The following is a 17,071-nucleotide window of genomic DNA, read 5'->3' as shown; positions in this document are numbered from 1 at the left end:
CCCACTAAGCCGTAACTCGCCAACCCAACCAACGCTGCCGGCAAATACAGCGCAGGGCACATAACCCACGCTACAACAAAACCACCACGGTCCCGCACCGTGGTGGTTTCGCATGTAACATTGTAATCTGGTGTAACGTAGCAAAGTTAGCTGAACATCTTCTTCGTAGCCCGCAGCAGCACCTGAGGATCCTTGTCGTAACGCGGATTCTTTACGAGGTGGCTCATTGGGATACCAGCAAAGTGGTAGGCGGCAATCTCGCCGGAACGAACGGCACTTTGCTCGGTGAAGATCATCTGGTATGGCTGCTCAACGAACTCACCGGTGAAGGCGAGGTTGGTTGAGTGGGCCGGGATGACCAGCGGCCGGTCGCTCTTGGCGCGGTTGTTGAACAGCGCGGAGGCGTACGGCATGTAGACGGGGATGTTGTTGATGATGGACTCCATGATCTCGTCATGCTTGTCACGAATGTTGCCGGGACCCGGGTCGACTTTGCTCAACTGGCCAATCAGCTCTTCGACCATTTCCTTACCGTTCATTTCGATGTACGGCTTGTCGACAAACTCACCGTGACGCCGTGGGTACAGGAAGTAGCCCCAGAGCACGGTCTCGTTCGGCTTTTGCGTGGTGAAGTGCGGCTGGTGGTGAACCACGATGGACATGTTGACGTCAACCTGACCCAAAGGTGAAATGGGGCTAGTGGACAGGAACGAGTTCAGCGCGTTACCTGGCACCTGCGTCGTGATACGGCTGATTTCGTTAAGCAGCAGGTGGTTCTTGGTCGTCAGGGTGAAGCTGACCCACTCACTGGCGTTGCGGTCGGCAAAGAACTTGTCGGGGTTACCGACGTTGTAGAACCGCTCCGCGACTTTCTTCCACAGCCCAGCGGCAGCGCCGTAGTCCATGTTTTCCGCGGCCGGGGTGTTGAAATCGCCCTGGGTGGCGGAGTCGGTGATGGAGCCGTTGGTGAAGATGACGGCGGTGTCGTCGTCAACCTCCACGTGCTGCTCCTCGCCACTGTTGACATCCGTCATGTGGATGCCAGTAACGGTAATCTCGTCTTGCATGGTGGACTCGGCAAAGTCGAAGTCGGTGACGCGCCGGTCAAGCACAATCCGCACGTTTTGGTCCTGCAGGTACTTAATCAGCGGCAGCATAATGCTTTCGTACTGGTTGTAACGCGTCCGGTTCACGCCGACCAGGTGTTCAATTTGCGTAAATTCGTAAATCATTTGGTGCATGTAACGCCGTAGCTCCTGCGCAGAACTTTGTGTGCGGAAAGCAAAGGTGGTTTCCCACATATACCAGAAGTTAGTCTGGAACATGTGTGGGTCGTCCTTGAAGTACTCGGCGATGGAGACGTTGTCGAGTTGTTCCTCGTCGCGGTCCGGCATCAAGACCAACTTGCTGAGCAGGATGCGGTCCTGGTTGTTCAGCCCCAGGTGACCACCGTTGATGATACCCTTACCCCCTTGCAGCAGGCGGGCCTTGTCAAAGGTGCGGTGCTTGCTATCAAAGTCGTGGGTGTCTTCTGCCGCGGTCATGCCGGGTTCAGTGACGGATTGAACGCGTTGTAGCAGGTCCATCAAGTCAACGTAGGTGCGGTAGTTTAACATCCGGCCACCACGCGCAACGTAACCCTTGGTGTTCTCCATCGGGTGCTCGCGGTTCCAGTATTCGTCGGTGGTGTCGTTGGTTGCCGCACCGTCGTTACTGCCGTGGTCATCGAGGGAGTAAAAGGTAATGTTTTGGCCCGGCCAGTGGGCCTCTTGAATTAGGTACACGGCGGCGGCCATGTTTGCCAGGCCGGCACCAATCATAATGGCTTTAGTTTTGGTCATATCTATTCCCCCCAATCTAGTCTTCCGGTTCAAACGGCCGGTAGTCAGCGGCCTCGTCATGGCAGAGGTCAAGCTTGTCAATTACTACGGCTGTAACCACCAGTGCGGCCACGCCGCAGGTCAATACGAATACTTTCTTCATTGCAAAACCAGCTCCAATCGCTTTATTCAGGTTCCATACGGGCTCCTACCCTACGTTTTACATTGTAAGCGCTATCCGGACAGATATGAATGGACAAACGGTTATGTTTGTTTAAAAGCCGACAAGGGGTGAAAATAACGTCAGTTTGGTGATGTTATCTTGTATGGCCGCGGGTGCTGTTTCGGTTCGCGTTACATTTAGTGAAGAGCGTTACACTTGCGGTTAACCATACAAGTCAGCGTTTGGACCAGACCAATTTGTCAGGCCACAGCTGAGGCATTACAATGGTACTAATAACACGGAGGCAAATCTTATGACCCAGCTAACAACTGAGGACGTACTCGCACGTACTTTGAAACAAATGATGGAAACAACGTCGCTCGATCACATTACGATTGGTAAATTGGCCAACGCGGCGCACATCAACCGCAATACCTTTTACTATCATTTTGACGATATCTACGAGTTGCTCCGTTGGACTTACAAACAGGATATCCTGATGCAATTACAGCAATACACCCAGATTGACCGCTGGGAGCATGCGTACCAATTGATGTTAGATTACATCGTTGACAACAAGCATTTCTGTCAGGAATCGTTAAGGTCCGTTGCGCGCGAGTTGCTGGAAAACTTTTTATACTCGGCGGCTACGGGCATGGTGGAACGGGTGGTAATTAGCGTCGACGCAAATACGCCGGCCAAAATCAGCCACGCCATTACCGACTTTTATGCGTGGGCAATCGTGATGCAGGTCGTCCAGTGGCTAGATAGTGATTTGGAAGAGAGCAAGGATGACATGATCAAAAAAGCCGAGATTGTGCTTAATGGCACCATTGCCAATGCCATTAGTAATGGGCACGCGGTTTATGGGGTATAGATTTAATTACATATTTTTAGTGACGGTAGTTGGCATATCTGGCCATTCTGTTGGTGACAACTTGGAGGGAGATATGCCCTTTTTTTGGTCTAATAATTACGAATGTGATTTATTGAGGTTATAGCACCGTTTGTGTACGACAGCAGCCTAATTTCCGGCTAAGTTGAACGCTGTTATTAATCTTTTGATACCGGTAACAAGTAACCGGCCATTGTAACCGCTTCCTCCTGTGTTTAGCCTAGTATTTAGAAAAGGGAGGATGTATATGAACGATTGGTATAACCATGCAATAATTTATCAAATATATCCCAAGTCGTTTCAGGATAGTAATGGTGACGGTATCGGAGACTTAAATGGTATCCGGCAACGTATTCCATACTTAAAGAGACTGGGGATTACTGCGGTCTGGTTGAACCCAATTTTTGTTTCGCCGCAGGTTGATAATGGGTACGATGTGGCCAACTATTTTGCCATTGACGAGTCGATGGGCACTATGGCTGACATGGACGCTTTAATCAATGATTTCCATGCGGCCGGAATTAGAATAATTTTGGATTTTGTTCTTAACCATACCTCTGATCAACACCCGTGGTTTCAGGACGCGGTAACTAGTAAGGATAGCATTTATCGCGATTATTACTTGTTTGCTGGTAGTGGGAATCATCGCCCTAATAACTGGGGTAGCTTCTTTGGTGGATCGGTTTGGTCTCCTGATCCAGCGGGTAGTGGTCAGTCATACTTCCATTTATTTGACCAAAAAATGCCCGATTTAAACTGGGCGAATCCCGAAGTACGGAGATCCATGGGCGATGTTGCGGAGTTCTGGCTCAAAAAAGGGATTGATGGCCTGCGGTTAGATGCGTTCATTCATATTGCCAAGGCTGATTTGTACCAAAACTATCCCGTGCTGGGTGGAGATAATAAGCCAGTTGTTGCTGAACCGTTTTTCGCTAATCTACCGAAAGTACAAGAGTGGTTACGCCCCTTTTGTAGTCGTATAAGGACTGACTATCCAAATGTATTTCTATTGGGCGAAGCCGCCTCAGCAAACGTTAATCTGGCTGCTGATTACACTAATCAACAGAGCAAATTAATGGATGCGGTGATTACGTTCCGATACTTTACGGACGATGAAAGCAAGCTTAACTCTAATATCCCGGCGCAGTATCAACCTAAGGCTATGGACTGGTTCGAATTTAAACGAACACAGGTTGTATGGCAAGAGACGTTGAAATCTGTCTCCTTACCGGTACTTTACTGGGGTAATCATGATATGGCTCGTGTTGCCACACGAATTGCCGAAAATACCACACAGGCACGAAGCTTAGCTCTATTGATGTATCTACAGCGTGGCATCCCCATTATTTACTACGGTGATGAATTGGGTCTGCACAATCTGAAATTTCAAAATGTTGGTGATTTTAATGACGAAACGGTTGCGTCATTTGTTTCGAAATGTGTTGAAGCGGGCATGTCACAAGATGAGGCTTTAGCAATGGCTTCCTTAGTTCATAAATTGCCGGCTCGAGGGTTAATGCCCTGGGATGATTCGGATAACCACGGCTTTTCTAGGCATACTCCCTGGATCCATGGCCGGGAAGTTGATACGACTGATGTGTTTAGCCAGATACATGATAAGGACAGTATGTTCCACTTTTATCAGCAATTAATTGATCTTAAAAAACAACCATTGTTTGAGGATGGTGACTATCGACTGATTGATACGAGCGGTCAGGTGTACGCATATAGCCGTAAATTAGGCTCAAAGGCCGCAATTGTGATGGTCTCGTTAAGTGGTGATCAGTGTACTGTTACCATGCCATATCATCAGTATCGGCGAATGATGAGTGTCGGCGATTATGAACTCCAAGGCCAAGAAATAACCTTGGGCGCATACGCCGGCGTAGTTTTGGAACAAGTCAAAGGAGAGTAATAGTATGAATATTGCAGCACTTCGTCACAGACCGGAGAGCGAAGATTGTTTTCTTTATGATCAGGACTTGCTGGTACTTCGCCTGCACACCGCTAAAGGGGATGCGCGGCGAGTGAGCTTAATCTACGGTGATCCGTATATGACTGTCACCGACGCAGCGACGACTACGCCTACGTGGAAGTATTCGGTCGCAGATATGGTTAAGGTCGGTGAAGGGCAAACGGACGATTACTGGTCGCTGAGGGTAAAAATGCCTTATCACCGGATACAGTACCAGTTCGCAGTTGAGGGTAGTGATGGACAACACGTTTTGCTCTCAGACCGAGGTATTCGTGCGGACACGGCAGAGAATCGTTTAAAAAATAATTTTCGGGTACCATATTTTCAAGAAGTTGACCGTGTTAAAACCCCTGATTGGGCTAAAACTACGGTGTGGTATCAGATATTCCCGGAGCGGTTTGCAAATGGCGATCAAAGCAATGATCCCCAGGGTGTGAAACCCTGGAATCCTGAAGATCATCCTGGTAGAGAGGATTTCTATGGTGGTGATTTGCAGGGGGTACTAGACCATTTAGATGATTTGCAACGGTTAGGAATCAATGGCCTGTATTTTTGCCCCATTTTTAAGGCGTCATCCAACCATAAGTACGACACAATTGATTATTTTGATATAGATCCTGACTTTGGTGACAAAGATTTATTTGAACGGTTGGTTAATGAGGCTCATCGCCGCGGTATGAAGGTGATGTTGGACGCCGTGTTTAATCATATTGGTTATCAGAGTTTGCAGTGGCAGGATGTCCTCAAGAATGGCGATAGTTCGCGTTTTGCATCTTGGTTCCATATTAATTCATATCCGCTGACCCCATTCAACGACCCCAGCAATAATGGTGGAAATCCACAGTATGATACTTTCGCATTTGAACCACATATGCCAAAGCTGAATACCGCTAACCCTGATGTGCAGGACTACTTGTTGGAGATTGCCACCTACTGGATTAAGACGTTTGATATTGATGCTTGGCGTTTAGACGTTGCAAACGAGGTTGATCACCATTTTTGGCGGCGTTTTTACCAAGCAACGCAGCAATGTAAAAAAGATTTCCTAGTCATTGGTGAAGTGTGGCATTCTAGCCAGCCTTGGCTTAATGGTGATCAGTTTTCTGGCGTAATGAACTATGCATTTACGGAACAGGTGGAGGAGCATTTCCTAACTAGTCAGCAGACGGCACAGAACATGGTGGAATTACTGACTGATCAATTAATGATGTATCGTCAGCAAAATGCACAAGTCATGCTCAACACCCTTGATTCGCACGACACTGCACGAATATTAACGGTCGCTGGTGGTGATGAGAAACGGGCTCTGCAGGCATTGGCATTCATTTTTACCCAGACAGGCATGCCCTGCATATACTACGGGACAGAGATGGGGATGTCAGGGGATAACGATCCCGATTGCCGTAAGCCAATGGACTGGAGTCAGTTAGGCCAACCTATTTGGCAAAAGGTTCATGAGATCGTTCAATTTAGGCGTGATTATGCTCAACTTTTGGGTACGGGCAGTACGCGGCTTAGCGTAAATAGCACGGGCTTAATTAAGGTTGAGCGTGTTGGCTCGGCGCACCTGACCGCTTATTTCAATACCACCAACAATGCCGTTCCCTTGTCAATGGAGCCGAAGCTTGCCCAGGGTTACGACGGGGAGAATCTGGCCCCGAAAGGATTTGTCATCGAGGTGATTTGAGTTTTTGATAGCGGTAACAGAGTTTTTGGGGTATAAAAACTAAACTAGCCAATCCATAATTGCATTTGTAAGCGAATACAAGCGTTATCACTTGAAAGTGAAGGGTTGGATATGAAACGAATTTTTTCAGTTGATCCATGGCTAATCCAAAGCCATGAACTTAAGCCGGAGGACAAGCGGTTGCAGGAAAGTATCACTGCAATTGGAAATGGTTATATGGGTTTGCGTGGTAACTTTGAGGAAGGCTACTCCGGCGATAAATTACAAGGCACCTACCTAGGCGGGGTATGGTTTCCAGATAAAACGGTTGTCGGGTGGTGGAAGAATGGTTATCCCAAATACTTTGGCAAGGTAATCAATGCACCCAGTTTTATTGACATGAAGTTGGTTGTTAATGGTCACAAAGTGGATCTCGCGCAGGATTCTTACCAGAACTTTTCGTTAACACTCGATTTACATCAAGGATTGCTCTCGCGGAGTTTTATCTATGTGGGTAATGACACAAAAGTTCGATTTACGTTTCGCCGTTTTCTAAGCAATGTTATCAAAGAGGCGGCGTTAATTGAGGTTAAGGCGGATGTGCTTGCGGGACAGGCAACCATTAAGCTTGATGCCAGTTTGGATGGTAACGTCACTAACGAAGATAGCAATTATGGCGACCGTTTCTGGCAACCAATTAGTGAAGATGGCAATGAACATACCATTCAAATGGTGACCAAGCCTAATCCTTACGGTGTACCCCGGTTTACCGTTTTACTTAAGCAGCATTTGCGGTTGAACGGAGCTGCATATAATGGTGACGTTAAAACGGCCACGGGTATTATTAGCGAGAACTGGGAGGATACCCTGCAGGCTGGTCAATCCGTCCGCATCGAGAAGGATGTCATCGTGATTACCAGTCGTGATGTAGTACCCGACGAGCAGGTTGAACGTGCTGCTGAGCTTATGTATGAGCTACAAGCTAAATCGTTCACTGAAAACTTAACGGAGCACACGGCAGTGTGGGGAAGCCGCTGGTCTGCAAGTGATGTGGTTATTGATGGCGATGAGGCCGCGCAACAAGGTATTAGATTTAACATCGCACAATTATTTATGACTTATCACGGTGAGGATGAAAGACTAAATGTTGGTCCTAAGGGGTTTACGGGTGAAAAGTATGGCGGGGCTACATACTGGGATACTGAGGCATACGTTGTGCCGATGTACCTAGCAGTTGCCCAACCACAGGTAACGCGTGGATTACTGCAGTATCGCCATGATCAATTACCCGGAGCCTATCACAATGCCAGACAGCAGGGATTAAAGGGAGCCTTGTTCCCAATGGTTACCTTCAACGGGATTGAGTGTCATAACGAGTGGGAAATAACATTCGAAGAAATTCATCGTAACGCGGCAGTTGCCTTTGCGATTTATCAGTACACCGCATATACCGGAGATGAAAGCTACGTTAACCATGATGGTATTGAAGTTTTGGTGGCAATCAGCCGTTTTTGGGCGGATCGTGTCCACTATAGTCAACATCAACACAAGTACATGATTCACGGTGTTACCGGGCCAAACGAGTACGAGAATAATGTCAACAATAACTGGTATACCAACACAATGGCTGCTTGGGTTCTGCAATACACACTAGCCAGAATTCCCCATGCTGATCACGATGTAATGCAAGGGTTGGCCGTCACCGATGAAGAGCAGGCATATTGGCGAGACATTGTGGACAACATGTACTTTCCAGAGGACAAAAAGCTGGGTATTTTTTTACAAAACGATACCTTTCTGGATAAAGAACTCCGACCGGCTAGTAGTATTCCCGAGGATGAACGGCCAATTAATCAGCACTGGTCCTGGGACCGTATCCTCCGCAGTCCGTTTATTAAGCAGGCTGACGTGTTACAGGGGATATACTTCCTGAATGACCGATTTACTTTGGATCAAAAGGAACGTAATTATGATTTCTACGAACCGTTAACGGTACATGAGAGTTCACTCAGCGCATCCGTTCACTCAATATTAGCGGCAGAGTTGGGGAAGCAGGACAAGGCGGTGGAATTATATGCCAGGACGGCCCGGCTAGATCTTGATAATTATAATAATGACACTACGGATGGTTTACACATTACGTCAATGACCGGATCGTGGTTAGCTATTGTTCAAGGGTTCGCAGGTATGCGCTATGATCACAATCAATTGAGGTTCAAGCCGTTTATTCCACATGGGTGGACGCATTATTCCTTTAAACTGAATTACCGTGGTCGATTACTGGCGGTGGACGTTACAGCTGAGAAAACACAAGTAGAACTACTTAGCGGTGATGAACTGGATGTTGAACTCAACGGCCAGATTGTCCACTTGGAGAGGGGGGATGTCCATGCTTAAAGGCTTGTTATTTGATTTAGATGGTGTATTAACAGATTCGGCAAAGTATCACTTACAAGCATGGGGCGAGCTGGCCAAGAAGTTAAATATTACGTTGCCTGAGTCCGCTAATGATGAGTTACGGGGACGTTCCAGGTTAGACTCGCTTAACGTGATTCTAAAGTTTGGAAACCAGCAGTATTATTCTGAACAGCAAAAAAAAGAGTTTATGGATACAAAAAACAGAATTTACTTGCATTTAATCCGGGCGATGACACCGCAGGACATCCTTCCAGGAATTACAGACTTGTTGGCGGATGCCCAGGGCGCTGGCTTGAGGATGGCCATAGCTTCCGCGTCACGAAATGCGCCGATTATTCTCAATCAGTTGGGCATTGCAGATTTGTTTGCGGGTGTGGTAGACCCTGCAACTCTGATTCACGGTAAACCTGATCCTGAAATTTATGAGCGGGCCCAACAGCTACTACACTTGAGAGCTACCGAAGTAACTGCGTTTGAGGATGCAGTGGTTGGTGTACAGGCTATTAAGGGTGCGGGGCAATTTGCGGTTGGTATTGGCAACAAACATGTTTTACGACAGGCTGACTACGTGGTGCCAACGACTGGAGATTTAAGGCTTAGCGACATTATAGCTAACTTTGATAGTCGAAATAATGGCAAAGAAAGCAGGCAAATACATGGTTGAAATTGATTTGGACCACCTATACAAAAAATACGACGATGCTGAGGATTATTCTGTGGAGGATTTTGACCTGCACATTAAAGACAAAGAATTTATCGTCTTTGTTGGGCCTTCTGGATGTGGTAAGTCAACAACTTTGCGGATGATTGCAGGCCTAGAGGACATTAGCAAGGGTGAGCTAAACATCGATAGTCAGGTGATGAATGACGTTGCACCCAAGGATCGTAATATCGCCATGGTTTTTCAAAGTTATGCACTTTACCCGCATATGAGCGTGTATGACAACATGGCGTTTGGCTTGAAGCTTCGTCACTACAAGAAGGCGGATATTGATCAACGTGTACAAAACGCGGCAAATATACTAGGCCTAACCGACTTTCTGCAACGCAAACCCTCTGCGTTATCTGGTGGGCAAAGGCAACGTGTAGCTTTAGGCCGGGCAATAGTCCGTGACGCACCAATCTTCCTTATGGATGAACCTTTGTCTAACCTTGATGCAAAATTACGGGTCTCTATGCGTGCTGAGATTGCCAAATTACATCAGCGACTCAACACGACGACTATCTACGTTACTCATGATCAAACCGAAGCGATGACGATGGCTGATCGGGTGGTGGTTATGTCGGTTGGGCACGTACAGCAAATTGGTACACCCGCCCAGGTTTACGAAAATCCCCGCAATCAGTTTGTTGCCGGGTTTATGGGTAGCCCCTCAATGAACTTCTTCAACATGCGGTATAGCAATGGTATGGTGTCGGATGGTAAGACCATCCAGTTAAAGGTTCCAGCGGGCCGGGCGCGAATTCTGGATGATCAGGGTTACGACGGTAAGGAGATAATCTTTGGGATTCGTCCTGAAGACATTCATTCGGAGCAAGCCTTTCTAGAAACTTGGCCCGATGCAATTGTCAATTCTGTGGTCTCCGTTTCGGAATTATTAGGCGCGACAGAGCAACTTTACCTAAAGTCTGATGACACGGAATACATCGCAAACGTTAATGCGCGTGATTTCCATAATCCTGGTGACCAGGTTAAGGTCGGGTTTGATATTAATAAGGCGCACTTCTTTGACAAGGAAACAACAATGGCCATTACTAAGGACCCGGTTCCACTGGAAGGGTAGGGTACTTGGAGACTGGAACTTGTTTCGATGGGAGGATGATGCGCATGCAGCCTTGGTGGCAATCGGCAGTTATTTATCAGATTTATCCGAAATCATTTCAAGATAGTAATGGCGATGGTGTTGGCGATATTCCAGGGATAATTAGTCGCCTGGATTATTTACAGCAACTAGGGATTGATGCTATCTGGTTGAGCCCCGTGTATCAATCGCCAGGCGAGGATAACGGTTATGATATTGCAAATTACGAGGCCATAGACCCGCAATTCGGTACCATGGCTGATATGGATCAATTTATTAGTGAAGCACGCAAACGACACATTCGTATCGTAATGGATTTAGTGGTCAACCATACTTCCGACCAGCACGAATGGTTTTTGAGTTCGCGTAGTTCACGAGACAGTCCTTACCGCGATTTTTACATTTGGCGGGACCCGGTGGATGGGCACGAGCCTAATCAATTAACATCAACATTTTCTGGATCTGCCTGGCAATTTGATAAAAAAACTGGTCAATATTATCTACACTTTTTTGGCCCAGGACAACCAGACCTTAATTGGTCAAATCCTCAAGTACGTAACGCTATTTATCAGATGATGAATTTTTGGATTGATAAGGGTATCGGTGGTTTTCGGATGGACGTTATTGACTTGATTGGTAAGGACCCTGATCTAGAGATTCGCGAAAACGGGCCCTCTTTACACCAGTATCTGAAGGAAATGCATGGTAAAACGTTTGGGCCTCATGACCTGATGACGGTCGGTGAGACTTGGGGGGCTACGCCCAAAATTGCACAACAATACTCAGATCCAAGACGTGAAGAGTTATCGATGGTTTTTCAGTTTGAGGCCATGCAGATAGATCAGCAGCCCGGTAAGGAAAAATGGGATTTGAGAAAGTTTCGTCCCGTGGAGTTGAAGCAAGTCCTAACTAAGTGGCAGGAACAACTCGATTATGCGCATGGTTGGAATAGTCTATTTTGGAACAACCATGACTTACCACGAATTGTTTCACGATGGGGCGACGACCAAAAGTATCGTGTTCGTTCCGCAAAAATGTTTGCTATTTTGCTCCATCTACTGCGCGGAACGCCATACATCTATCAAGGCGAAGAAATTGGTATGACTAATTACCCGATTTCCTCGATAGATGAAGTTAATGACGTTGAAAGTGTCAATATGTATCGTGAACGGATAGCGAGCGGTTATAGTAAAGCAGAAATTATTCAATCAATTAATGTCAAGGGTCGCGACAACGCCCGCACCCCTATGCAGTGGAACGAGAGTGCATACGCGGGGTTTAGTGCCGGCAAGCCTTGGCTCCATGTTAATAACAACTTTCACGCAATTAATGTGGCAGCGGCTCGTGCGGATTCAAACTCCGTGTTTAGTACCTATCAACAGTTGATACGGCTCCGCCACAATAATCCAATTGTAGTGAAAGGTAGTTTTGATTTAATTAATCATACTGTACCTGAAGTGATGGCATATCACCGTGTTTTGGGTGATGAGCGTTGGCTGGTAGTAGCCAATCTTTCTGGGCATAAGCAGTTCTTTAAAACTGAGGATCAGATTAAAAAAGTGTTGCTTAACAACATCGACACGATCCCCGATGATTTACAAAATGCAGAATTAGCGCCATATCAAGCATTTGCAGCTATTATTGTTTAAGTTATTTAATTCGGCAAATTATAAGATTCCGTTGGGAGGAATAATATCATGAAGTTATGGCAAAAGATTGCGTTAGGGAGCACAGCACTTATTGCGGCAACGGTACTCGCTGCTTGTGGGAAGTCGTCCAACTCGGACAGTAGCAGCAGTACAAAGACCACTGGGACTGTTAAACTTTGGGTCGACACCACCCAGGTTTCATACTTTAAGAGTATCGTCAAAAAATTCAACAAGGAATATCCAGACGTTACCGTCAAGGTTACGCAGAGCCCGAACGGTTCAGCTAACGCCAAAACCGACGTAGCTAAGGATCCATCCAAGGCTGCAGATGTATTCGAAGTACCAAACGATCAGCTGGGATCCATGGCTAATCAAGGCTATATTAATCCATTATCACCAAGTGCATCTAGTTACGTTAAAAAGCATAATGTTGCCGATGCAGCTAAAGGTGTGACTTGGAAGGGTAAGATGTATGCCTATCCTGTTTATGAACAAGTTCAGACGCTGTTTTATAACAAATCTAAGCTATCCGCTGAAGATGTTAAGGATTGGGACACACTCACTTCTAAGGGCGTAGTCGCCACAGACTTTACGAATGCTTATAACTATTACCCGGTATTCTTCAGTGCAGGAACTTACCTATATGGTAAGAATGGCGAGACTCTGAATGGAACAAACGTTGCCAATTCTAAAGGTGTTGCGGCTATGACCTGGCTTGCTCAGCAAAAGAGCAATAAGAATGTTATGCAAACGTCTAATGCGCTAAACCAGTTGAAGTCCGGCAATGCCGCTGCCACACTCGATGGTCCTTGGGATGCTGCTAACATCAAGAAGATTCTGGGTAAGAACTACGCGGTAGCACCATATCCAACTATTACGATTAACGGTAAGAAAGTACAGATGCAAGCGTTCAAGGGTATCGAAACATTTGCCGTTAATGCGCACACGGCTACCAAGAACCAAAAGGCTGCCGCAGCTTTGGCACAGTACATCACCAACAAGCAGTCTCAGCTAACCGTTTACAAGCACTCTGGTCAAATTCCTGTCGACAAGACGGCACAAAAGAGCAGTCAGTTGAAGTCGGATCCTGAGGCCCAAGCAGTGATGACGATGTCCCAAACTGGATATTCAGTCCTTCAGCCAAAGATGAGTCAGATGGCAACATTCTGGAACCTCTCTGCCCCACTGATTAATGGTGCATACACTGGTTCAATTAAGGCAAGCCAATACAGCACTAAGCTGGAAACTTTCCAAAAGGCTATCTCGCAAAAGAACTAGTAGTTGAGGGTGTAAAAGCACCTTTAACGGTTGCTTGAGGCCTTAGTAAGGAGAAGTTATGTTTAGAAAGAAAAATACTTTACCTCCTGCGGCGACGTATAAAGAAGTGTGGCGTAATGGCGACCAGTACACAAAGCTATCCTTTGTGTTCATGGGCCTGGCGCAGATCAAGAATAAGCAATGGGCGAAGGGGTTCGCGTACCTAGGTACCGAAATAGTCTTTCTACTCTGGTTTGTGTTTAGCGGGATTAGCACACTGAGCATGTTGACAACGTTGGGTGTGAATAAGACCAAGCGGGTTGTCTACAATCAGTCTCAAGGTGTGTATATTACCAAATTACCGGATAATTCCGTTGTCATTCTACTATTTGGTGTCCTAGCGGTAATCCTGCTATTAGCAATGGTATTTCTGTATGTGACTAGCTTGAAATCATTACGCACACTGTATGTTCAGAATCGTGATGGGACACATGTTCCCACCAACAAGGAACAACTGAGCTCCTTGCTGGATAGCAAACTACACATCACTTTGATGAGCATTCCAATACTCGGAGTAATGGCATTCACCGTGTTACCAACGCTTTATATGATTTCAATGGCCTTCACGAACTATGATTCCAAACATCCAATTGGTTTCTCCTGGACGGGCTTTAAAGCTTTTGGCAACGTTCTAACCGGTGATTTGGCCGGCACGTTCTTCCCTGTGTTGGGTTGGACGCTGGTTTGGGCGGTTGCCGCAACGGCGACCACGTTCTTCTTCGGTGTCTTACTTGCGCTGTTAATTGAATCAAGGGGTATCAAGCGTAAGGGCTTGTGGCGGACAATCTTTGTAATTGTGTACGCCGTACCGCAATTTGTTTCGCTATTGATGATGGCACAATTTCTAGACTTACAAGGGCCGCTCAACACGGTACTGATGAATTGGGGCTGGATTGCGCACCCAATTAACTTTATTGGTGCCTCGGCCAATGCCACAGTGGCGCGTATTACAGTTATTGTTGTTAACATGTGGATTGGTATTCCGGTATCAATGTTAACCTCAACCGCGATTATCCAGAACTTGCCACAAGATCAGATTGAAGCCGCGCGAATGGATGGCGCCAATCCATTCCAGATTTTCCGTCGGATTACATTCCCGCAAATTTTGTTTGTGATGGCGCCGGCATTGATTCAGCAATTTATCGGCAACATCAACAACTTTAACGTAATATTCCTGCTCACTGGTGGGTATCCAATGAATAACAGCTACAACGGTGCTGGTGATACTGATTTACTGGTTACTTGGCTGTACAACCTGGTATTTGGACAAACACAAAGATATAACGCATCGGCGGTGTTAGGCATTCTAATTTTCATCATCAGTGCTACGGTGTCCCTGTTTGCTTACCGGCGTACAAACGCATTTAAGGAGGGGTGATTAAAATGTCATCATATCATGCAAAACGGCGGCTATCGCTCATCCTTCGGTACGTATTACTAGCTGTGCTGGCGATTGTTTGGATTTTCCCGATTGTTTGGATTGTGTTGGCCAGCTTTTCATACAACGACACAGGTTTCGTTTCGACGATTTGGCCTAAGCAGTTTACGCTTAGTAATTATATTGGCATTTTCACTAGTGACCAATTCCCGTTTGTTTATTGGATTCGCAACACTCTGTTTGTGTCGATTGTATCCATGATTCTGTCGACGTTTGTCACAATTTCTGTAGCATATGCGTTGTCCCGCCTACGTTTTCGTTTTCGGAAACCGTACCTGCAAATTGCGCTAATACTGGGGATGTTTCCAGGATTCATGTCCATGATTGCGCTCTACTACATCTTGAAGAGCTTCGATATGCTGAATCTGGTGGGCTTGATTCTGGTTTATGTTGGTGGTGCAGGTTTAGGATTCTACATTGCCAAGGGCTTTTTCGATACTATCCCGCGTTCAATCGATGAAGCTGCTGAAATTGATGGGGCATCACGGTGGCAAGTCTTTGTCCACATTGGGTTGCCGATGTCCAAACCAATCATTGTATATACTGCATTGACTGCGTTTATCGCACCATGGACGGACTTCATTTTCTCGGGAATCATTCTCTCCAGTTCTGGTAATTCAAAGACGTATACGATCGCATACGGCTTGTACAACATGGTCCATGCAACAAAGGGTACTTCAACCGCCTACTTCACTTGGTTTATTGCAGGCTGTGTAATTATCGCAATACCAATTACTATTCTGTTTGTAGTTATGCAGAAGTTCTATGTTAACGGCATAACCGCTGGTGCAGATAAAGGCTAATTATTTATGTTATGTTAGCGAGTAATGATAGGCACCAATGAGGATTCGATATGTTAATCGAATCCTTTTTGGGGTGTTAGGGTATTGCCCGAAGATATGGTGTTAGATTTTAAGCAAAGTATATTATGATGGATATATTACTGTTAGTGTGTGATTGAGGGGGCCCATATGGTTACGCTTTCTGATGTAGCAAAGCAAGCAAACGTTTCTAAGATGACAGTTTCTCGTGTTATTAATCATCCCGAACAAGTTACACCTGAACTTAAGCAGTTGGTTGAGGACGCCATCATTGCTTTAAATTACCAACCAAACTCAGTGGCTAAGGCGTTAGCGAATAACCGCACGAATGTAATTAAAGTTGCCATTCTGGAGGATATTGATACTACTGAGCCGTACTATATGAGTCTTCTTTTTGGGGTTGCTAAGGGGCTGGATCGCAAAGGATATGCCTTGCAACTGGTTACGGATCGGGCTCGTCTTAGCGTTGGCAATGTTGCCGATGGTTTCATTGTGACCGGCGCGCGGTCAGAAGACATCCCCTTAATTGACAGCCTGTCGCAGCCGACAGTTATTTTTGGCGAGAATCACAATGGATATGACTTCATTGATACTGACAACAAGGAAGGCACTGCTTTAGCGACTGCGTACGCCTTAGCTAAAAGTTATCAGTCCGTGATATTTATTGGTATTGACGTAAAAGAGTCGTTTGAATACTCTCGGGAAGCAGGATACATTAATACGCTCCAACAGCATAAAATAGTGCCCAAGATACATCGCATGGGGAACCACAGCCATCAATCACAAGCATTCGTCAACGATAATTGGCGTAAGTTTGCTCGTAATACGTGCTTTATTTGTGCATCCGACCGTTTAGCAATCGGTGTCGAGAGGGCTATCATCCAAAACGGCGGTAATATACCCAACGATTTTGCGGTTATCGGGTTTGATGGTGTTTTTCTGGATCAAGTGGCTAATCCTCAATTAACGACGGTTAAACAGCCAGTGCAGAAGCTCGGCGAATTGTTAGCACGCATGTTGATACAAAAAATTGCTCAAAGTGGGGCGCAGCAAGGAGAGTTATTGGTAAGTCCGGAGTTAGTAAAACGTGGCACAACTAGAAACTAA

At 46.2% G+C, this 17,071-nt stretch carries 13 protein-coding genes; 11 read left to right on the top strand and 2 right to left on the bottom strand.

The genetic code is table 11. The annotated features are described in order from the left end of the window. Positions 1–146: 146 nt before the first annotated feature. Together LPA02S_RS02475 and LPA02S_RS11865 are read right to left on the bottom strand one after the other, a co-directional pair. A complete protein-coding gene (locus LPA02S_RS02475; protein WP_054648313.1) occupies positions 147–1,841 on the bottom strand; it encodes an oleate hydratase in 1,695 nt (564 codons plus the stop codon). A 16-nt stretch (positions 1,842–1,857) separates the two neighbouring features. Then, positions 1,858–1,983 carry a hypothetical protein gene (locus LPA02S_RS11865; protein ID WP_263849703.1) on the bottom strand — a complete coding sequence of 42 codons (126 nt, stop codon included), beginning with the start codon at positions 1,981–1,983 and terminating at the stop codon, positions 1,858–1,860. A gap of 313 nt (positions 1,984–2,296) precedes the next feature. On the opposite strand from LPA02S_RS11865, the gene LPA02S_RS02470 reads away from it, so the two are divergent. From LPA02S_RS02470 to LPA02S_RS02420, 11 genes are all read left to right on the top strand, one after another. Beyond that, positions 2,297–2,860 (top strand): TetR/AcrR family transcriptional regulator, encoded by a 564-nt coding sequence (locus LPA02S_RS02470; protein WP_056956095.1) that lies wholly within the window; start codon positions 2,297–2,299, stop codon positions 2,858–2,860. Positions 2,861–3,125: 265 nt separating this feature from the next. Next, the gene (locus LPA02S_RS02465) at positions 3,126–4,793 is read left to right on the top strand and encodes an alpha-glucosidase (protein ID WP_056956096.1); all 1,668 of its coding nucleotides are present in this window, start codon (positions 3,126–3,128) and stop codon (positions 4,791–4,793) included. 4 nt (positions 4,794–4,797) lie between these two features. After that, on the top strand, positions 4,798–6,540 hold the full coding sequence (locus LPA02S_RS02460) for a glycoside hydrolase family 13 protein (protein WP_056956097.1): 1,743 nt from the start codon (positions 4,798–4,800) through the stop codon (positions 6,538–6,540). 111 nt (positions 6,541–6,651) lie between these two features. Further along, positions 6,652–8,916 (top strand): glycoside hydrolase family 65 protein, encoded by a 2,265-nt coding sequence (locus tag LPA02S_RS02455; protein WP_056956098.1) that lies wholly within the window; start codon positions 6,652–6,654, stop codon positions 8,914–8,916. Continuing rightward, positions 8,909–9,601, top strand: coding sequence for a beta-phosphoglucomutase (pgmB, locus tag LPA02S_RS02450; protein ID WP_056956099.1), 693 nt, complete (start codon positions 8,909–8,911; stop codon positions 9,599–9,601). The genes LPA02S_RS02455 and pgmB overlap by 8 nt, the downstream gene beginning before the upstream one ends. Beyond that, on the top strand, positions 9,594–10,721 hold the full coding sequence (locus LPA02S_RS02445) for an ABC transporter ATP-binding protein (RefSeq protein WP_056956100.1): 1,128 nt from the start codon (positions 9,594–9,596) through the stop codon (positions 10,719–10,721). Before pgmB ends, LPA02S_RS02445 begins: the two co-directional genes overlap by 8 nt. A 44-nt stretch (positions 10,722–10,765) precedes the next feature. Further along, positions 10,766–12,388 (top strand): alpha-glucosidase, encoded by a 1,623-nt coding sequence (locus tag LPA02S_RS02440; protein ID WP_056956101.1) that lies wholly within the window; start codon positions 10,766–10,768, stop codon positions 12,386–12,388. Between the two features lie 48 nt (positions 12,389–12,436). After that, positions 12,437–13,666, top strand: a complete 1,230-nt coding sequence (locus LPA02S_RS02435) for an extracellular solute-binding protein (protein ID WP_056956102.1) — start codon at positions 12,437–12,439, stop codon at positions 13,664–13,666. Positions 13,667–13,724: 58 nt separating this feature from the next. Then, entirely contained in the window at positions 13,725–15,083 is a 1,359-nt protein-coding gene (locus LPA02S_RS02430; protein WP_054648311.1) for a carbohydrate ABC transporter permease, read from the top strand. Between the two features lie 5 nt (positions 15,084–15,088). Further along, positions 15,089–15,946, top strand: a complete 858-nt coding sequence (locus tag LPA02S_RS02425) for a sugar ABC transporter permease (protein WP_054648309.1) — start codon at positions 15,089–15,091, stop codon at positions 15,944–15,946. Positions 15,947–16,114: 168 nt separating this feature from the next. Then, entirely contained in the window at positions 16,115–17,071 is a 957-nt protein-coding gene (locus LPA02S_RS02420; protein ID WP_056956103.1) for a LacI family DNA-binding transcriptional regulator, read from the top strand.

It is taken from the genome of Lacticaseibacillus pantheris DSM 15945 = JCM 12539 = NBRC 106106 (assembly GCF_001591865.1).
GTDB lineage: Bacteria > Bacillota > Bacilli > Lactobacillales > Lactobacillaceae > Lacticaseibacillus > Lacticaseibacillus pantheris.
Note: the sequence above shows the minus strand (reverse complement) of the source record. Positions and strands in the feature narration are given on the sequence as shown.